General features: G+C 68.9%; 15 protein-coding genes. 8 read left to right on the forward strand and 7 right to left on the reverse strand.

What is annotated here, in order from left to right; genetic code table 11:
* Positions 1-54 precede the first annotated feature (54 nt).
* Both EJP67_RS32390 and EJP67_RS32395 read right to left on the reverse strand, forming a co-directional pair.
* Positions 55-1,311 (reverse strand): branched-chain amino acid ABC transporter substrate-binding protein, encoded by a 1,257-nt coding sequence (locus EJP67_RS32390; RefSeq protein WP_126025813.1) that lies wholly within the window; start codon positions 1,309-1,311, stop codon positions 55-57.
* A gap of 27 nt (positions 1,312-1,338) precedes the next feature.
* Positions 1,339-2,034: a TetR/AcrR family transcriptional regulator gene (locus EJP67_RS32395; protein WP_126025814.1), complete on the reverse strand. Its 696-nt coding sequence runs from the start codon at positions 2,032-2,034 to the stop codon at positions 1,339-1,341.
* An 85-nt stretch (positions 2,035-2,119) separates the two neighbouring features.
* Between EJP67_RS32395 and EJP67_RS32400 the strand changes: the two genes are divergently transcribed.
* The 4 genes from EJP67_RS32400 to EJP67_RS32415 all read left to right on the forward strand — a co-directional run bounded on the left by EJP67_RS32400 (position 2,120) and on the right by EJP67_RS32415 (position 8,966).
* A complete protein-coding gene (locus EJP67_RS32400; RefSeq protein ID WP_126025815.1) occupies positions 2,120-3,733 on the forward strand; it encodes an AMP-binding protein in 1,614 nt (537 codons plus the stop codon).
* Positions 3,734-3,746: 13 nt separating this feature from the next.
* Complete coding sequence (locus EJP67_RS32405) at positions 3,747-7,043, forward strand: carboxyl transferase domain-containing protein (protein WP_126025840.1); 3,297 nt, start codon at positions 3,747-3,749, stop codon at positions 7,041-7,043.
* A 65-nt stretch (positions 7,044-7,108) separates the two neighbouring features.
* A complete protein-coding gene (locus EJP67_RS32410) occupies positions 7,109-8,428 on the forward strand; it encodes a GDSL-type esterase/lipase family protein (RefSeq protein WP_126025816.1) in 1,320 nt (439 codons plus the stop codon).
* Positions 8,429-8,591: 163 nt separating this feature from the next.
* The gene (locus EJP67_RS32415) at positions 8,592-8,966 is read left to right on the forward strand and encodes a YXWGXW repeat-containing protein (protein WP_126025817.1); all 375 of its coding nucleotides are present in this window, start codon (positions 8,592-8,594) and stop codon (positions 8,964-8,966) included.
* Between the two features lie 69 nt (positions 8,967-9,035).
* Here the strand turns inward: EJP67_RS32415 and purU are convergent, their stop codons facing one another.
* Entirely contained in the window at positions 9,036-9,902 is an 867-nt protein-coding gene (gene purU / locus EJP67_RS32420; protein WP_126025818.1) for a formyltetrahydrofolate deformylase, read from the reverse strand.
* 75 nt (positions 9,903-9,977) lie between these two features.
* Between purU and aptA the strand changes: the two genes are divergently transcribed.
* Entirely contained in the window at positions 9,978-11,312 is a 1,335-nt protein-coding gene (gene aptA, locus EJP67_RS32425) for an omega-aminotransferase AptA (RefSeq protein WP_126025819.1), read from the forward strand.
* Positions 11,313-11,442: 130 nt separating this feature from the next.
* A complete protein-coding gene (locus EJP67_RS32430) occupies positions 11,443-12,024 on the forward strand; it encodes a methylated-DNA--[protein]-cysteine S-methyltransferase (RefSeq protein WP_126025820.1) in 582 nt (193 codons plus the stop codon).
* A 40-nt stretch (positions 12,025-12,064) separates the two neighbouring features.
* On the opposite strand, the gene EJP67_RS32435 is transcribed toward EJP67_RS32430, so the two are convergent.
* On the reverse strand, positions 12,065-12,943 hold the full coding sequence (locus EJP67_RS32435) for a ChaN family lipoprotein (RefSeq protein ID WP_126025821.1): 879 nt from the start codon (positions 12,941-12,943) through the stop codon (positions 12,065-12,067).
* A 78-nt stretch (positions 12,944-13,021) separates the two neighbouring features.
* Here EJP67_RS32435 and EJP67_RS32440 point away from each other — a divergent pair, with 78 nt between their 5' ends.
* Positions 13,022-14,104 carry an AbrB family transcriptional regulator gene (locus EJP67_RS32440; protein ID WP_126025822.1) on the forward strand — a complete coding sequence of 361 codons (1,083 nt, stop codon included), beginning with the start codon at positions 13,022-13,024 and terminating at the stop codon, positions 14,102-14,104.
* Positions 14,105-14,169: 65 nt separating this feature from the next.
* Here the strand turns inward: EJP67_RS32440 and EJP67_RS32445 are convergent, their stop codons facing one another.
* Together EJP67_RS32445 and EJP67_RS32450 are read right to left on the reverse strand one after the other, a co-directional pair.
* Positions 14,170-14,481 carry a BTH_I0359 family protein gene (locus tag EJP67_RS32445; RefSeq protein WP_126025823.1) on the reverse strand — a complete coding sequence of 104 codons (312 nt, stop codon included), beginning with the start codon at positions 14,479-14,481 and terminating at the stop codon, positions 14,170-14,172.
* A 114-nt stretch (positions 14,482-14,595) separates the two neighbouring features.
* Complete coding sequence (locus EJP67_RS32450) at positions 14,596-15,792, reverse strand: DUF3108 domain-containing protein (RefSeq protein ID WP_126025824.1); 1,197 nt, start codon at positions 15,790-15,792, stop codon at positions 14,596-14,598.
* 140 nt (positions 15,793-15,932) lie between these two features.
* Between EJP67_RS32450 and EJP67_RS32455 the strand changes: the two genes are divergently transcribed.
* Positions 15,933-17,030: a fumarylacetoacetate hydrolase family protein gene (locus EJP67_RS32455; RefSeq protein WP_126025825.1), complete on the forward strand. Its 1,098-nt coding sequence runs from the start codon at positions 15,933-15,935 to the stop codon at positions 17,028-17,030.
* Between the two features lie 6 nt (positions 17,031-17,036).
* Here EJP67_RS32455 and EJP67_RS32460 read toward each other — a convergent pair whose 3' ends face one another.
* Positions 17,037-17,819 (reverse strand): helix-turn-helix transcriptional regulator, encoded by a 783-nt coding sequence (locus EJP67_RS32460; RefSeq protein WP_126025826.1) that lies wholly within the window; start codon positions 17,817-17,819, stop codon positions 17,037-17,039.
* Positions 17,820-17,862: the final 43 nt, after the last annotated feature.

The raw sequence follows: 17,862 nt of genomic DNA on the forward strand, positions 1-17,862 counted from the left end.
GGGGTTTCCCTTACAACCCCCGTCCTCTTCAGCAGTCGCGAAGAAAGTGCACGCTCAGGGCCTGACCATCTTGCACTCCGTGCCTTGCGCGAGCTCGTTGCCGGTATAGACCGCGTCGGTGCGGAAGCCGTAGTTGGTGCCTTCCCAGCCCATCTTCACCGTCTTGCCGTCCACCGGCACGATGGTGTTGACCACCTGCGGCAGCAGCAGCTGGTGGTCTTCGGCGCGCATGCGCACGGGGCCCACCACCGAGTCGAAGCTCAGGTCTTCCAGGGCATGCGCGACCTTCACCGTGTCGGTGGAGCCGGCCTTGTTGATGGCCGCGGCCAGCAGGCGCGGCGTCATGTCGATGCGCGGTGCGAGGAAGTCCTTGCCGGTCTTGGCCTTGTAGGCCTTGGCCAGCGCGTCCACCTTGGGCGTGTCGGCCTCGCCCGGGTGCCATTCAGCCACCCAGGTCAGCTGGCCCAGCCTGGCCTGCGACACGGCCGTGACCGTGCCCGGCACCGAGCCCGCGCTGTGGTTGAAGTAGCGCAGGTTGTAGCCGGCATCGCCCGCGGCCTTCAGCAGCAGCGTCATGTCCTGGCCCCAGTTGCCGGTGATGACCGAGTCGGCGCCGCTTTGCTTCACGTTGGCGATGTAGGGGGAGAAGTCCTTCACGCGGCCGATGGGGTGCAGCGTCTCGCCCACGAACTGGATGTCCGGCCGCGCCAGGCCCACCAGTTGGCGACCGTAGCTCGCCCACTGCTTGCCGTGCGCGTAGTCCTGGTTCAGCAGGTAGACCTTCTTCACCTCGGGCGTCTTCTTGATGTAGTTGGCCAGCGCCTTCATCTTCATCGCCGTGTTGGCCTCGGTCTGGAAGTGCCAGAAGCTGCAGGCCTTGCCCGTCATCTCGGGGTCGATGGAGGAGTGGTTCAGCACGATCAGCTCCTTGCCCGGGTTGCGCTGGTTCCAGCGCGCCACCGACTGCACCAGTGCCGTGACCACCGAGGAGCCCGAGCCGCCGGTCACGATGGCCTTCGCGCCCTGGTCGATCGCCGCCTGCAGCGCGCTCTGGCTTTCCTGGGCCGAGAGCTTGCTGTCGAACTGCAGCAGCTGCAGCTTCGTGCCGCCGAGCACGCCGCCCTTCGCATTGATGTCCTCGATGGCGTACTGCGTGTGCATCAGCATCAGCTCGCCCACGTTGGCGAAGGGCCCCGACAGCGGGTCGATGTAGGCGATCTTGTAGGTTGCCTGCTGGGCATGCGATGCGCCGGCCGCGGCCAGCAGGCAGGCAAGGGCGATCCGCGCCAGCGGCGCTTTCCTGAACTTCATGGTGCTTTGTCTCCGGAGGTGTTGTCTTCAGTTCTTCATTCGCAGCCCGATCACGCGGCTGGCCAGCTTCGTGAGCTCGGCCACGACCTCGTCGGGCGAGAGGCGCCCGCCCGGGCGGTACCAGCTGTAGAGGAAGCCCGGCAGGCTGCAGGCCGCGAGCGCGGTGATCTTGGTCTCGGTGAAGTCGAGGTCGCCGTCGGCGCGCGCCTCTTCGAGCAGCGGGCACAGCCGCTCGTAGAAGTGATGCGCCAGCTTCTTCTGCGCGGCGATGTACTCGGGCCGGTACACCTGCGGCTCGCGGTAGGGAAAGAAGGCCACCGGGTGGTGCGAGATGGTCGCGCGGATCAGCCGCTCCAGGCCGTCGAGCACCTTCTCGCTTGCGCGGCGCGGATCGGTGGCGGCGAAGTCGAGCGCGGTGAAGCAGTCGACCGCGGGACGCCACGACAGCGTCTCGAAGATCTCCTGCTTGTCGCGGAAGTAGTAGTACACGAAGGGCTTGGTCATGCCCAGCTCGCGCACGATCTGCGCCATGGTGGTATTGGCGTAGCCCTGTGCCGCGAAGAGCTGCGCGGCCGCCTGCAGGATGCGCTCGCGCTGCGTGTCGGTGCCCTGCGTGGCCGCGCGCTGGCGGCCCGTGCCCTGGGGCAGGTGCGGCTGCGCCGTGACGCCGCTCTGGTCAGCGGAGCCAGAGGGTTTTTGCCGTGTCGCGGAAGTTATACCCATGGGTAGGATTGTTCGTGCACCATGCACCATTGGCAAGCGCCAGCCCCTTGCGGGCTGCTATCGATAACCCTGAGAAAGTGACGCCATGGAGACATTGCCCGACCGCCCGCAGCAGCCCCTGCACGAGTACCTGCGCACCCACGCGCGAGAGCGCGGCGACAGCCCCGCCTGCATCTGGTACGGCCACGCGACGAGCTGGAGCGCGCTCGACCGCGCCAGCGACGCCTTCGCCGCGCGGCTGCAGGCGCTGGGTGTGGAGAAGGGCGAGCCGGTGGTGCTCTTCCTCAACAACTGCCCGCAGTACCTGGTGGCGCACTTCGGCATCCAGAAGATCGGCGCCATCGTCTGCCCGAGCGGGCCGCTCAACAAGGAGCACGAGCTGGCCTACCAGGTCAACGACCTGAAGGCGCGCGTGATCGTCGCGGCTGCGCCGCTGCTGCCGGTGGTGCGCAAGGTGCAGCCCGGGAGCTCGCTCGAGCACGTGTTCGTGGTGCACTACGCCGACCTGCTGCCGGCGGATCCTGCGCTCGACCTTCCGGCCGAACTCGCCGCCGAACGCAGGGCGGAACGCAGCGTGCCCGAGGACTGCGAAGACTTCCTCGCCGTGATGCGCGCCGATGCGAAGCCGCAGCCGGTGGCCATCGGCATGGACGACGTGGCGCTCATGACGTACACATCCGGTACCACCGGACTGCCCAAGGGTGCGATGCTGAGCTACGGCAACGCGCTCTTCAAGACGCGCGCAGCGGCCGACTGCAACGGCGTTGGGCCTGACGACCGGCTGCTCTCGATCGCGCCGCTGTATCACATCGCCGGCATGCTGATGGGCGTCAACGTGCCGGTGCTCACCGGCGCCGTCTCGGTGCTGCTGCACCGCTTCGACCCGCGCGCGGCGCTGCAGGCCATCGCCGCGTACAAGGTGAGCTGGTGGTACAGCATCGCGCCGATGAACGTGGCCTGCATGCAGGTGCCGGACATCGCATCCTTCGACCTGCGCAGCCTGAAGATGAACCCGGTGACCAGCTTCGGCATCGCCTTCACCGAGCCGCTGGCGCTGCAGTGGCGCTCGCATGCGCCCAACTGCACGTCCTTCGAGGCCGCCTACGGCCTGAGCGAGACCTACACCTGCGACACCTACACGCCGCACCATGCGCCGCGCTGGGGCACGCAAGGCGTGCCGGTGCCGGGCGTGACGATCCGCATCGTCGATGCCGACACGCAGGCCGACTTGCCCGCGGGCGAGGTCGGCGAGATCGTGCTCACCAGCCCCGGCACCTTCAAGGGCTACTGGAACAAGCCCGAGGCCACCGCCGCCACGCTGCGCGACGGCTGGGTGCACACGGGCGACATGGGCAAGATCGACGCCGACGGCTACCTGACCTTCATCGGCCGCTTCAAGGAAATGATCAAGGTCTCGGGCTACAGCGTGTTCCCCGAGGAGGTCGAGACCATTCTCATCAAGCATCCGGCGGTGGCGCAGGCGGCCGTCGTCGCGCAGCCCGACGCCGAAAAGGGCGAGGTGGTGAAGGCCTTCATCGTGCGCAAGCCCGGTGCCGTGCTCGAAGCCGATGCGCTCATCGCCTGGGCGCGCGACAACATGGCGAGCTACAAGGCGCCGCGCGCGGTGAGCTTCATCGACGCGCTGCCCACCACCGGTGCGGGCAAGGTGCTGCGCCGCCTGCTCAAAGACAAAAGCTGAGAGGTTCCGTTTGCTGTTTTCCAAAGTTCTGATTGCCAACCGCGGCGAGATCGCGGTGCGACTGGTACGCGCGCTGCGCGACCTGGGCATCGCCAGCGTGGCGGTGCATGCGCGAGACGATGCCGCCGCGCTGCATGTGCAGCTGGCCGACACGGCGGTGGCGCTCGATGCCACCGGCCCCTCCGCATACCTCGACGTCGCCGCGCTCATCGCCGTGGCGAAGGCGCAGGGCTGCGATGCGGTGCATCCTGGCTACGGCTTCCTCAGCGAGCGCGCCGATTTCGCGCAGGCCTGCGCGGATGCGAGCCTGGTCTTCATCGGGCCCACGCCGGAGCAACTCGGCCTGTTCGGCGACAAGGCACGCGCGCGCGAACTCGCCACGCAATGCGATGTGCCGGTGATGCCCGGCAGCGCCGGCGCCGTGACGCTCGCGCAGGCGCAGGACTTCTTCGCCGAGCAACAGGCGCAGGGCGCGGGCGTCATGGTCAAGGCCATCGGCGGCGGTGGCGGGCGCGGCATGCGGGCCGTGCTCAATGCGCAGGATCTGCCCGAGGCGCATGCGCGCTGCATGTCCGAAGCCAGGGCGGCCTTCGGCATCGAGGGCGTGTACGTCGAGCGACTGATGCTGAACGCGCGGCACATCGAGGTGCAAGTGATCGGCGACGGCAAGGCCGTGGCCAGCCTCGGCGAACGCGAATGCACGCTGCAGCGGCGCTTCCAGAAGCTGGTGGAGATCGCGCCCAGCCCCTCGCTGCCCGAGGCGTTGCGCGCGCAGGTCACGCAGGCCGCGCTGCGCATGGCCAAGGCGGTGAGCTACCGCGGGCTCGGCACCTTCGAGTTTTTGGTCGATGCGGCATCGGCGACGCTGCCCTTCGTGTTCATCGAGGCCAATCCGCGCCTGCAGGTGGAGCACACGGTGACCGAGGCGGTGACGGGGCTGGACCTGGTGCAGCTGCAGATCGCCGTGGCCGCCGGCCAGCCGTTTTCCGAACTTGGCGTGGAGGCCGGCCGCACGGCGCCGCAGCGCGGCTTCGCTGTGCAGTGGCGCATCAACGCCGAGACCCTCGATGCGCAGGGCAACGCTCGGCCCTCGGGCGGCACGCTTGCGCGTTTCGACCTGCCGGCCGGCCCCGGCGTGCGCGTGGACACGCACGGCTATGCGGGCCTCGCGCCTTCGCCGCACTACGACACGCTGCTCGCCAAGCTCATCGTGCATTCGCCCTCGCCGCGCTTCGAGGACGCGCTGCGCCGCTCGCTGCGCGCGCTCGACGAGTGCCACATCGACGGCATCGCCACCAACCTCGCGCTGCTGCGCGCCATCGCGGCGCGGCCCGAGTTCGCGACGCAGGCGGTGCACACGCGCTTCGTGGAGGCGCATCTGGGCGATCTGCTCGCCGCCGCGTCGACGCTGGAGAAGCAGGTGCGAAAGACGGTGGCTGCTCCGACCGGGCAGGCGGCCGTCGCTGCCGATGACGAGTCGGACGAACTCACGGTCAAAGCACCGATGCCCGCGCGCCTGGTGCAGTTCGAGGTCGAGGTGGGCGACGTGCTGCCGGTCGGCGCGCAGCTCGGCGTGCTCGAGGCGATGAAGATGGAGCACCTTCTGCACGCGCCGGTGGCCGGCCGCGTGGTGGCGCTGCTGGCCGCACCGGGCGACTATCTCGTCGAAGGGCAGTCGCTGGTGCGGCTCGAAGCCGTCGATGCGCAGGCCGTGCAGGCCGAGGCACGCGCCGAGCACGATCTCGATGCGATCCGCCCCGACCTGCGCAAGGTGATCGACCGCCATGCCTACACGCTCGACGCCAACCGCAAGGCGGCCGTCGACAAGCGCCACGCACAGGGCGGGCGCACCGCGCGAGAGAACATTGCGGACCTGTGTGACACCGCCTGCGACCCCGCCAACTTCATCGAATACGGCGCGCTCGCCATCGCCGCGCAGACGCGGCGGCGCACGCTGGAAGACCTCATCGCCAACACGCCTGCCGATGGCATGGTCACGGGGCTGGGCAGCGTCAACGCGAAGCAGTTCGGTCCCGAGGCCTCGCGCTGCGCGGTACTGGCCTACGACTACACCGTGCTGGCCGGCACGCAGGGCATGCGCAACCACCACAAGACCGACCGGCTGCTGGCTGTGGCGCACCAGCTGAAGCTGCCGGTGGTGTTGTTCGCGGAAGGCGGCGGCGGGCGGCCGGGCGACACCGACATGCCGATCGTGGCCGGCCTCAACAACCACACCTTCAGCCAGTTCGCGGCGCTCTCGGGCAAGGTGCCGGTGGTGGGCATCGTGCATGGCCGCTGCTTCGCGGGCAATGCGGCGCTGCTGGGCTGCGCCGACGTGATCATCGCCACCAAGGGCAGCAACATCGGCATGAGCGGCCCCGCGATGATCGAGGGCGGTGGGCTCGGCACCTTCGCGCCGGAGCAGATCGGGCCGAGCGGCGTGCAGTCGCGCAACGGCGTGATCGACATCCTGGTGGAAGACGAGGCCGCGGCCGTGGCCGCCGCGAAGCAGTACCTCTCGTACTTCCAGGGCGCGACCACCGACTGGCAGTGCGCCGACCCGCGCACGCTGCGCCACGTGGTGCCCGAGAACCGCCTGCGCGTGTACGACGTGCGCGCCGCGATGCGCGGCGTGGCCGATACCGGCTCGCTGCTCGAGCTGCGCGCGGGCTTCGGCGCGGGCATCGTCACCGCGCTCGCGCGCATCGAGGGCAGGCCGGTCGGGCTGATGGCCAACAACCCGCATCACCTGGGCGGCGCCATCGACGTGGAAGCGGCCGACAAGTCCGCGCGCTTCATGCAGCTGTGCAATGCGCACGGCCTTCCAATTGTTTCGTTGTGCGACACGCCCGGATTCATGGTCGGGCCCGAGATCGAGGCGCAGGCGCAGGTTCGGCACGTGTGCCGCATGTTCATGGTGGCCTCGCATCTGCGCGTGCCCTTCTTCGCCGTGGTGCTGCGCAAGGGCTATGGCCTGGGCGCGCAGGCGATGACGGCCGGCGGCTTCGATGCGCCTGTTTTCACGGTGGCCTGGCCCACGGGCGAATTCGGCGCGATGGGGCTGGAAGGTGCCGTGCGGCTGGGCTTTCGCAAGGAGCTGGCCGCCGCGCCCGAAGGCGCCGAGCGCGATGCGCTGTTCAAAAAGCTGGTGGCGCAGCAGTACGAGAACGGCGAGGCCATCCACATGGCACAGACGCTGGAAATCGACGCAGTGATCGACCCGGCCGACACGCGCACCTGGTTGGTGCGTGGGCTGTCTTCCGCGACGAAGGCGCAAGGAGCGGCCGTCGCTTACGTAGACACCTGGTAACCGGGCTTTAGACCTCGTCACGTTCGGGGGATCGGTGGCTCCGTACACTGATTCGCTTTGCGTGCATGAACCTGCTTTCCCGATGGGCGGCCCGCCTTCGCGACGTGGCCGTCGCACACTGGGTGGCTGCCTCCTTCCTTGCCCTGCTGGCCGTCGGCGTGCATGCCGTCACGCCCGACGGGCGTCCGCGCCAGCCTGCCGAGGCACACTGGGTCGCGAGCTGGGCCGTTGCGCCCGTCGACTTCGCCGAGATGGCCGCCAGCCCCGGCGGCGGCAGCTACTCGTCGCCCGCGGGCAATGACCTGCGCGGGCAGACGCTTCGCCAGAAGGTGGAGCTGTCGCTCGACGGAGAGCGCATCCGCATCCGTTTTTCCAATCGTTTCGGCAAGACGCCGCTGCGCATCGCCGCGGCGAGCGTTGCGCGCGGCACCGGTGCCGAGGCGTTCTCGCCGACAACGCTGCGCGTGCTTCATTTCGGCGGCCGCAGCAGCCTCACCATCGCCCCGGGCGCGGAGGCCTGGAGCGACGGCATCGACCTGCCGGTGCAGGCGGGCCAGACCGTGATGGTGAGCGCCTTCTTCGATCGCGCCACGCCCTTCGCCACGGTGTCGATGGTGGAGTCGGGCACGACGTGGGTGACGGCCGGCAACGCGGTGATGACGCCAAAGCTCAGGAACCCGGCGACGCTGGTACTCAACCAGATCGTGACGGGGCTCGACGTACTCACCACCAAGTCCGTTCGCACCGTCGTGGCATTCGGCGATTCGATCACGGCGGGCACCACGGAGGCCACCACCGGCGCCTACCCCGACATGCTGGCCACGCGCCTGCGCGATACCCAGCCTGGCGGACAGGACGTCGCCGTGCTCAACCTGGGTATTGGAGGCAACCGCCTGCTGGCCGATGGCATCGGGCCCAGCGGCCTTTCGCGCTTCGAGCTCGACGTGCTGAAGCAGAGCAGCGCGACGCACGCGATCATCCTGCTGGGCACCAACGACATCGGCCGCGCGATGTTCGCCAAGGTGCCGGGCGCTGAACTGAAGCCGCGCGACATGCCGACGGCCGAGCGCATCACCGAGGGGCTGCAGCAGCTCGTGAAGCAGGCGCGCGCCAAGGGCTTGAAGGTGCTGATAGGCACCGTGCCGCCGTTCAGGAATACGCCCTACTGGAGCGAATCGAACGAGGCCATGCGCGAGGCCGTGAACCGCTGGATCCGCGGCAAGCAGGACATCGACGGCGTGATCGACTTCGACGCCGCGCTGCGTGACCCGGCCGACCCGCAGGCGCTGAACCCGCTGTTCGATTCGGGCGACCACCTGCACCCCAACAAGGCCGGCCATGCGGCGATGGCGGCGGCCATCGACCTGCGCGAACTGCAGGAGTGAGCCTTTTTCGGGCTTTCTGCGCGTGTGAGTGAGCGCTAGCAAGAGCCAAAAAGACCCCAAAGGCGCGTCACAGCTTTACACAAGACTTCGTGCACGGCTTACAGGAGGTTCACAAGGGCTGGGCAGCATGAAGGCTCCTCCAACAACTCATGAGGAGTTCTTCATGAAAAAACTTGCATTGGCTCTTTCTGTCGGCGCTGCATCGCTTCTGTCGGTGGGCGCACTGACCGTTCCGACGGCCGTGCAGGCGCAGCCTGTGATCACCATCCAGACGCCGCCGCCTCCGCCGCGCTATGAGCGCGTTCCCCCGCCGCGCCGCGGCTACGTGTGGGCGCCGGGACATTACGAGTGGCGTGGCGGCCGCCACGTGTGGATCGGCGGCGGCTGGGTCCGCGCCCGCCCGGGCTACGCCTACCGCGCGCCGGAGTGGCGCCAGGAAGGCGGCCGCTGGCAGTACAACGCGGGTCGCTGGGACCGTGACGGCGACGGCGTGCCTAACCGCTATGACCGCCGGCCGAACAATCCGAATCGCAACTGACGGCGTTGCCTAAGCAAACATGCCCCCTGAAGAGGGGGCATGTTCATTTGGGGGCCTGCTGCCGGATGCTCAGCGGAACACCACCGTCCGGTGCCCGTTCAGCAGCACCCGGTGCTCGCTGTGCCACTTCACCGCGCGCGCCAGCACCTGGCTTTCGGTGTCGCGGCCGCGGGCCGTGAGGTCTTCCACCGTATCGGTGTGGTCGGCACGGGCCACGTCCTGCTCGATGATCGGGCCTTCGTCGAGGTCGGCCGTCACGTAGTGGGCGGTGGCGCCGATCAGCTTCACGCCGCGGTCGTGGGCCTGGTAGTAGGGCTTGGCGCCCTTGAAGCTCGGCAGGAACGAGTGGTGGATGTTGATCGCGCGGCCCGAGAGGCTGCGGCAGAGGTTGTCGCTCAGGATCTGCATGTAGCGCGCGAGCACCACGAGTTCGGCGCCCTCGGCTTCGATGATTTCCAACTGCTTTGCCTCGGCCTGCGCCTTGGTCGCGGCCGTCACCGGGATGTGGTGGAAAGGCACGTTGTAGCTGGCGGCCAGCTGGTAGAAGTCGCGGTGGTTCGAGATGATGGCGCGCACGTCGATGGCGAGCAGGCCGCTCTTCCAGCGGAACAGCAGGTCGTTGAGGCAGTGGCCTTCCTTGCTGACCATGATGACCGTCTTCATCGGCTCGGCGGCCGCGTGCAGCTGCAGCGTCATGCCGAAGCCGGTGGCGAAGGCCTTGAGTTCCTCGCGCAGCACGGCCTCGCTGTGGGCGCCGCAGGCGAAGCGCACGCGCATGAAGAAAAGACCCGTGTCGTGGTCGTTGTACTGGGCCGCCTCCTCGATGTTGGCGCCGTGCTCGAGCAGGAAGCCCGAAACGGCGTGCACGATGCCCGTCCGGTCGGGGCAGTAGAGGTTCAGGATGTAGGCGGGCGAGGTGGGCGTAGAGGTCGTCATCAGGGGCGTAATTGTGGCAGGGGTGCCAGAATCGCGATTTTCCCCTCCCAGATAACCCAACCGCAGGAGCGAGACATGGCCTACCAGGACTTCAACATGGACAACCAGTGGTTGCCCTTCACCCCCAACCGTCATTTCCGCAAGGACCCGCGGGTGTTCGTGGCGGCCGACGGCATGGAGTTCACCACCCACGACGGCCGCAAGGTGATCGACGGCATCTCGTCGCTGTGGTGCGTGGGCGCGGGCCACAACCGCAAGCCGATCAACGAGGCGATCAAGCAGCAGCTCGACACGCTGGACTACGCCACCGCCTTCCAGGTGAGCAACGACCGTGCCTTCAAGGCGGCCGAGATGATCGCCTCGCTGGCCCCGGGCGACCTGAACAAGGTGCTCTTCTGCAATTCGGGCTCGGAAGCCGCCGACACCTCGATGAAGGTGGCGCTGGCCTACCACCGCGCGCGCGGCGAGGGCCACCGCAATGTGTTCATCGGCCGCGAGAAGGGCTACCACGGCGTGGGCTTCGGCGGCATGTCGGTGGGCGGCATACCGGGCAACCGCAAGGTGTTCGGCTCGGCGTTCCTGCCGCGCGTGGACCACATGCGCTTCATCCACGATCCGGTGAACCACGCCTACATCCACAACGAGGAGCCGGTGTGGGCCGAAGACCCGCTGGTCGAGCTCGAGACGCGCATCCTGCCGCTGCACGACCCGAGCAACGTGGCCGCGATCATCGTGGAGCCGGTGGCCGGCTCGGCCGGCTGGTACCTGCCGCCCAAGGGCTATCTCAAGCGCCTGCGCGAGATCTGCGACAAGCACGGCATCCTGCTGATCTTCGACGAGGTCATCACCGGCTTCGGCCGCATGGGCACCAACTTCGCGTCCGACTACTTCGGCGTGGTGCCCGACATGCTGAACTTCGCCAAGTGCGTGACCAACGGCGTCATCCCGCTGGGCGGCGTGATCTGCCGCGACAAGCTCTACGACGCGATGATGAAGACCGACGCGCCCGAGCACGTGGTCGAGTTCTTCCACGGCTACACCTACTCGGGCCACCCGGTGGCCTGCGCCGCGGCCATTGCCACGCTCGATCTGTTCAGGCAGGAGAACCTCTTCGCGCGCGCCGGCGAAATGGGCAAGGTGCTGGGCGACGCCTTCCACAGCACCTTGAAGGGCCTGCCCAACGTCACCAGCATCCGCAGCCTCGGCCTCGCCGCTGCGGTGGAGCTCGCGCCCATCGCGGGCACGCCGGGCAAGCGCGCCTACGAGATTTTCCTCGACTGCTTCCACAAGGGCGCGCTGGTGCGGCCCGCGGGCGACGTGCTGGTGATCGCGCCGCCGTACATCGTGGAGAAGTCGCACATCGACACGCTGGTGAACACGCTGGCCGATTCGATCAAGGCGCACGCCTGAACAAGCGCTGAAAGGACATGCGGCGGCAGCCGCAGATCGATGTCCGGATACGGCGAGTAAAGGCGGCGGGGAACGCGCAGCATGTGAATGTTCGCGGCCCCGCCGCCTTCTCTTTTCCGAGGACACGATCATGCTGAAGCTGCAATTGAGCCGCATCGAGTCGCCGCTGGGCGGGCTCCTTCTCGTCGTCGACGACGCCGGCGCGATCCATGCGCTGGACTACGCGGACCATCGCGCCCGCCTGCATCGTCTTCTGCGCCAGTTGCACGAAGGCGAGTTCGAACTGGCTGAAGGAAGCGCTGCACCGCATGCGGTGGCCGATGCATTGCGCCGCTACTTCGACGGCGATCTCGCCGCCATCGAAGCGCTGCCCGTAGCCACGCTGGGCGACTCGCTTCAGCGCAAGGTGTGGGCCGCGCTGCGCCGCATTCCGGCGGGCCGCGCCACCAGCTACGGCGAACTCGCGAAGCAGCTGGGCTTCGACGATCCGCGCGCGGCCATCGACGTCGGCGCGGCCAACGGATCGAACCCCGTCAGCATCGTCGTGCCTTGCCACCGCGTGATCGGCAGGAACGGCGAGCTCAAGGGCTACGCGGGCGGTGTCGTGCGCAAGCGGCGCCTGCTGGAGCATGAAGGTGCGCTGCCCGGCGCCGGAGAATGCAGGCCCGCAATCGCAACGGCGGTGCAGGAGACGATGCAGCTCGCGTTCTGAACGGGGACCGGCCGCGCGGCGCGCCTCTGCCTCGCCTCGTTCAGGTCCTGGGCTGCGGCCGGGCCTGGCGCTTGAACTCGGCGCAGTAGTCCTTCTCGGGCAGCGGCGGCGTGCGCCAGATGCGGTCGTAGTCGCCGGTCTCGGGGCCAGCCGCCGAAGCCGGCGCCGCCAGCAGCCGCACGGTGGCGATCTTCACGTCGTCGGGCAGGTGCTGCGGCACGCCGAGCGCGCGCACCACGTGGCCGGCGCCGGCGATGAGCAGCACCGTCTGGCCCGGCTTCCTCGCCTTGACGATGGCCTGCGCCATCGCGCGGTCGCGGCCCACCTGGATGCGGGTCATGGGAACGATCTGCGATTCGGGAAGCATCCGGCAATGGCCGTCGCGCACGGCGTCCTGCTGGGCGGCGAAAGCTTCGCCGTTGAGCTGCACGTCGAGCGAGACGTCGGCCATCGCGTTCTTCATGCGCGAGCGCGGCAGGTTGGCGCCGACCACCGGCACGCCGGCGCGCACGGCGGCCATCACGGCGGGGCCGTAGCTGGCCCAGGGCCAGGCCTTGTCGCTCCAGTCGAGCGCGGCCTGCACCTGCGCTTCGGTGGCGGTGGACGCGAGCTGCGCGGTGCTGCGGCCTTCCTCGGCCATCTCCAGCGCCAGCGCGGCGAGGTGGCCGCGCGCGGCCAGCGCCTCGACCGTCTCGCGCTCGATGACGTGGTGCTCGCTCGCGTCGTGCTGCTCGCCGAGCAGCAGGGCATCGACCGGCTGCAATGCCGCGACGCGGCGCGCGATGGGGGCGTCGGGCGCATCGGCACCCGAGGCGGAAAGGCTGGAAAGCGCCGAGCAGCCCGCGAGCGTGGCCGCGGCGAAGAGGGGGAGCAGCAGCGGCAGCCAGGAAGCCCGAGCGGGCCGGTGAGGAAGAAGCATCGCGCCATACTATGCCCCCGGCGCGCGCCCGCGGTGCCGTCCGCCGCCGCTTTTCCCTGTCGTCCCTTCTTCCGGTCCGTGTCTTCCCGATATCCCGTTCGCGTGCTGGCCACGCTGCTGCTGGCGCTCGCTGCCGCGGGCGCGTGCCTGGCGCTGCGCACGCCGCTGCCCTGGATGATCGGCCCGCTGCTCGCGGTGTCGCTGGCCTCGATTGCCGGCGCACCCACCGCGAGCTACACGCCGCTGCGCAACGCGGGGCAGTGGACCATCGGCACCGCGCTGGGGCTGTACTTCACGCCGCACGTGGTGGCGCTGGTGGCCAGCGTCTGGTGGGCGATCGTGCTGGCGATCGCGTGGGCGCTGCTGCTGGGCGTGGGATTCGGGCGCTGGCTCCACGCGATGCATGCGTCGCGCATGCCGCAGGTGCCGGCGAAATCCATGAGAGCCACGACTTACTTCTCCGGCGCTATCGGCGGTGCCTCGGAGATGACGCTGATGGCCGAATCGGCCGGCGCGCGCACCGACCTCGTGGCCGCGGCGCACAGCCTGCGGCTGGTGGTGGTGACGGTGACCATCCCGTTCGCGATGCAGTGGAGCGGCCTGCACGGGCTGGAGATCAACCCGCCCGGCGTGCGCGAAGTGAGCCCCGGCGGCCTCGCGTTGCTGGCGGTGGCGACCGGCATCGGCGCGCTCGCGATGCGCGCGCTGAAGCGCACCAATCCGTGGTTCATCGGGCCGCTGCTGGTGGCGATGGGCTTCACCATCGCGGGCCAGTCGCTGTCGGCCGTGCCCACGTGGATGTCGAACGCGGCGCAACTGGTGATCGCGGTGAGCCTGGGCGTGCGCTTCAGCCGGGAGTTCCTGCACACGGCGCCGCGCTGGCTGGGCTCGGTGGTTCTGGGCACTTTCGGCATGCTGGTGCTCTGCGGTGGCGTGGCATGGCTGCTGGCGTGGGCGACGGGGCTGCACCCGGCCACGATGATCCTGGGCACCTCGCCGGGCGGCATCGCGGAGATGTCGATCACCGCCAAGGTGCTGCAGCTGGGCGTGCCGGTGGTCACGGCCTTCCAGGTCTGCCGGCTGGTGGCGGTGCTGCTGATCGTGGGGCCGATGTTCCGGTGGATCTACCGCCAGGACGCAGCAAGGCCGGCGCGGCCATGAAAAAAGCGCCCGCGGGGGGCGCTTTCTGTCGCTCCGAAGGGAGCTTGGGGGGGCCGGAAGCGGCTTCAGTGCACCAGAACGGGCGTGTGCGCCAGTTCCGCGTAGCCTTCGAGGGTGTCCTCGACTTCTTCCTGCGTGGGGGTGTTGAGCTGCCAGGCGGCGATCTGTTGCTGGAACAGTTCGGCCCAGGAGCCATCGAGGTACACCTCCTTGCCCGAACGCTTGTCCACGATCTCGAAGCCATGGCGTTCGAGGACCGGCATGTTCGGCTGCGCGGAGTCCTCGCCTTCATTGGGCTGCACGTGGACGACGACGAAAGACTCCGAGTCATAAAGCATGTTCATGGCGGGCCCTGTGAGAATGTCGATGGCGTTCATGGGGGTTAGATAGCAATCAACGCGCCAGTTTCAAGATAGGTTGTCTATCTGTAAAACCAACTGGCTAATTGGCCTATCTCTGGCTCCTTTCGCTTCGTTAGCGTGACTTTCTCCTCAATTGGGCGGGCCGGAGGGCAGGGGTTTGCGCAACTGCGCGTCAGCGAAGTCCCCGTTGGCCTCGGTTTGCCTGATCCGCACGGGTAGATACCCGTATTCCGGGGCCAGCCAGAGTTCCAGTTTCCTGTCGAAGGCCTTGCGCGGGTCGCGGGTGAGCTTGCGGGCGGTGAATTCGCCGGCGGGCAGGCTGAGCTTTTCCTCCTCGCCGACCACGAAAACCCAGACTTCGGCGTCCCGCGGCCCCACGGTCTGCACCGAGATCCTGGTGCCGGCGGGATAGCGCTGCGGGCTGGCCGCCAGCAGGCCGCCGAGCTGCATCATCACGCTCATGCGGTCCTGCGCGCCCGGCAGCAGCGGCACCGGGGGCGCGTTGTTGCTGAAGACGATCTGGTTCTGGTCGCGCACGAAATGCGAGGCCACTTCGGACTTGCGGCTTTCGGAGTACCGCTCCGGCTCCAGGCCTGAAGGGCCGATGCGCCCGGTGCTGTGCCAGTTGAGCAGGGTGAAGAACACCGCCTTGAGCGTCAGCCGGCCGTCGTAGCGGGTGCCGTCCTGCAGCCAGACCAGCTCGCCGAACACGCCGCGCTGGGGGGATGCGCCGCTCTGGCCGGTGGCCTCGAAGTCCAGCGTGACCGAGCCCGGGATCTTCATCGCCTGGGTGCCGGCGATGGTGCCCGAGGCCTCGCCGCCGGCCGCCGCCTGGGTGCCGGTTCCGCTGCCGCCGGAGGGCGATGTCGCTCCAGCCGGCGCGCTGGCCGCCGCTTCGGGTGGTGCTGCTCCTGAATCGGTAGCGGCCTGGGCTGTCAGGTCGGGCGTTTCCGGTGCTGGTGTCGCGGCTGTCTCGGGTTCGGGCGACGGCTCGGCGGGGGCCGGCTTCGGTGCCGGCTTCGGCCTGGGCACCGAGGCTTCGCGCGGCCGCTTGGGCTTCGGGGGCGGTGCGGGCTTCGCTTCTGCGGGGGCGGCTGCCGGCGCGGGCGCCTCGGCGGCCGGCGGCGCGATCACGATGGTGCGTGTGCTGAACTTGTTCGCCAGCGGCGAGGGCTCCGGCCCGATGGCCATCGGCGCCAGCCCGAGCAGCAGCAGGTGGACCAGCCCCACCAGCAACGTCAGCCCGATCAGCACCCGCCACGACGGACGCCCCGGCAGGCCGGGAGGCAGCGACGGCGAGGAAGAAGGGGCGACGAGCGTCGGCATCGGTAAGTGGAGTGGGGCGCCGGCCCGGAGGTTCACCAAAGACCACCTCGGTAAACTGCCGCCCGTTCAACCAGTTTAAGTGGGAGCGGCGACCGGTCCGTGCCGGCGGCCCGCTCCAGTCCTCACGCACGCACCGCATCATGAAACTCGCCACCCTGAAGGACGGCTCGCGCGACGGCCAGCTCGTCGTCGTATCGCGCGACCTCACGCTCGCCCACTACGCCACCGGCATCGCGAACCGGCTGCAGCAGGTGCTGGACGACTGGGGCTTCATGAGCCCGCAGCTGCAGGACCTGTACGCGAGCCTCAATGCCGGCCGCGCGCGCCACGCCTTTCCCTTCGACCCCTCGATGTGCATGGCCCCGCTGCCGCGCGCCTACCAGTGGGCCGACGGCTCGGCCTACATCAATCATGTGGAGTTGGTGCGCAAGGCGCGCAACGCCGAGGTGCCCGAGAGCTTCTACACCGACCCGCTGATGTACCAGGGCGGCAGCGACGACTTCCTCGGCCCGACCGACGACGTGGTCGTGCCCAGCGAGGCCATGGGCATCGACTTCGAGGCCGAGATCGCGGTCATCACCGGCGACGTGCGCATGGGTGCCACGCCCGACCAGGCGCTCGACGGCATCCGCCTCGTGATGCTGGCCAACGACGTGAGCCTGCGCAACCTCATCCCGGCCGAACTCGCCAAGGGCTTCGGCTTCTTCCAGAGCAAGCCCGCCACCGCCTTCAGCCCCGTGGCCGTCACGCTCGACGAACTCGGCGAGGCCTGGCAGCACGGCCGCGTGCACCTGGCGCTGCAAAGCAGCTGGAACGGCCGCAAGGTCGGCATGTGCGACGCCGGCCCGGAGATGACCTTCCACTTCGGCCAGCTCATCGCCCATATCGCCAAGACCCGCAACGTGCGCGCCGGCAGCATCGTCGGCAGCGGCACCGTGAGCAACAAGGGCGTGGAGAAGAAGGACGGCCAGATGGAGTGGCCCAAGGGCTACTCGTGCATCGCCGAGAAGCGCTGCATCGAGACCATCCAGACCGGCCAGCCCTATACCGACTTCATGAAGTTCGGCGACACCATCCGCATCGAGATGAAGGGCCTGGACGGTCGCTCTCTCTTCGGCGCGATCGACCAGGAGATCGTGTCCACCGCGGGGCGTCCGAAGGATGCGCCGGTGTCGCTGGTCAAGCCGCAGGCCGGCGACGAGGCGCCGCAGCCCGAAGAGGAAACCCCGGAAGACTGAAGCGGCTCAGTGCGGCCCCGCGCCGCGCAGCAGCTCCTTCTGCGACCGTATCCCCAGCCGCCGGAACGCCCGGTACTGGTGGGTGCGCACGGTAGTCAGCTCCACGCCGATCTCGCGTGCCGCTTCCTTGGCCGTGCGGCCCGCCATCAGGTGGCCGATGACTTCGCGCTCGCGCAGGCTCAGCCTCAGCAGCCGCTCGGCGAGGTCGGGCTCCACCGCCTTGCGTGCGCCGACCGCGCTGCGGCCGTGCGCCGCGGTGGCGTCGGCCAGCAGCGTGGCGTGCGCCTCGATGAGCGCGAAATCCGCCGCGCCGAACTCCGGCTGCGCGAGGCTGCGGTAGAAGCTCACCGCCACGCGCTGCCCCGTGGGCTGCAGCAACAGCACCGACGCGCGCTCGCGGATGCCTACGTCGCCATAGCAGGCGGCGCGGTACACCGGGTCGGCCACCTCGTCGGCGCGCTGGTGGCCCATCCATAGCTGTGCGCGCCCGGGCAGCTTGCGCGCGGCGAGCCAGGCCATGTTCGGGTCGAGCAGGTCGAAGCGCTGAGCCACATAGCGTTCCGATGTGCGCTCGGCCGTGCTGCCGTAGCTGCTGGCGGCCGACACCAGCTCGATGCGGCCGGCGGCATCGACCACGAACACGGTGCAGAAGGTCACCGGCATCACGCGCTGCATGGCCTTGAGGTAGCTGGTCGCGAGCAGCGGCGTGCCCACGCCCGAGAGCACGTCGCCGACCACGGCCGCGGCCAGCGCGGCGTCTTCGGAAGGGTGGATGCGCCAGCGTCTCATGGCTGGGAAAGGAAGAGGAAAAGGGCGCGCATGCGGGTAAACA

Origin of the sequence: Variovorax guangxiensis, assembly GCF_003952165.1 — a bacterium.
GTDB classification, from domain to species: domain Bacteria; phylum Pseudomonadota; class Gammaproteobacteria; order Burkholderiales; family Burkholderiaceae_C; genus Variovorax; species Variovorax guangxiensis.

What these genes read in the sequence shown, in the direction of transcription:
- EJP67_RS32390 (WP_126025813.1), bottom strand. Translation starts at nt 1,311, where the DNA reads ATGAAGTTCAGGAAAGCGCCGCTGGCGCGGATCGCCCTTGCCTGCCTG.
- EJP67_RS32395 (WP_126025814.1), bottom strand. Translation starts at nt 2,034, where the DNA reads ATGGGTATAACTTCCGCGACACGGCAAAAACCCTCTGGCTCCGCTGAC.
- EJP67_RS32400 (WP_126025815.1), top strand. Translation starts at nt 2,120, where the DNA reads ATGGAGACATTGCCCGACCGCCCGCAGCAGCCCCTGCACGAGTACCTG.
- EJP67_RS32410 (WP_126025816.1), top strand. Translation starts at nt 7,109, where the DNA reads ATGAACCTGCTTTCCCGATGGGCGGCCCGCCTTCGCGACGTGGCCGTC.
- EJP67_RS32415 (WP_126025817.1), top strand. Translation starts at nt 8,592, where the DNA reads ATGAAAAAACTTGCATTGGCTCTTTCTGTCGGCGCTGCATCGCTTCTG.
- purU (WP_126025818.1), bottom strand. Translation starts at nt 9,902, where the DNA reads ATGACGACCTCTACGCCCACCTCGCCCGCCTACATCCTGAACCTCTAC.
- aptA (WP_126025819.1), top strand. Translation starts at nt 9,978, where the DNA reads ATGGCCTACCAGGACTTCAACATGGACAACCAGTGGTTGCCCTTCACC.
- EJP67_RS32430 (WP_126025820.1), top strand. Translation starts at nt 11,443, where the DNA reads ATGCTGAAGCTGCAATTGAGCCGCATCGAGTCGCCGCTGGGCGGGCTC.
- EJP67_RS32435 (WP_126025821.1), bottom strand. Translation starts at nt 12,943, where the DNA reads ATGCTTCTTCCTCACCGGCCCGCTCGGGCTTCCTGGCTGCCGCTGCTG.
- EJP67_RS32445 (WP_126025823.1), bottom strand. Translation starts at nt 14,481, where the DNA reads ATGAACGCCATCGACATTCTCACAGGGCCCGCCATGAACATGCTTTAT.
- EJP67_RS32450 (WP_126025824.1), bottom strand. Translation starts at nt 15,792, where the DNA reads ATGCCGACGCTCGTCGCCCCTTCTTCCTCGCCGTCGCTGCCTCCCGGC.
- EJP67_RS32455 (WP_126025825.1), top strand. Translation starts at nt 15,933, where the DNA reads ATGAAACTCGCCACCCTGAAGGACGGCTCGCGCGACGGCCAGCTCGTC.
- EJP67_RS32460 (WP_126025826.1), bottom strand. Translation starts at nt 17,819, where the DNA reads ATGAGACGCTGGCGCATCCACCCTTCCGAAGACGCCGCGCTGGCCGCG.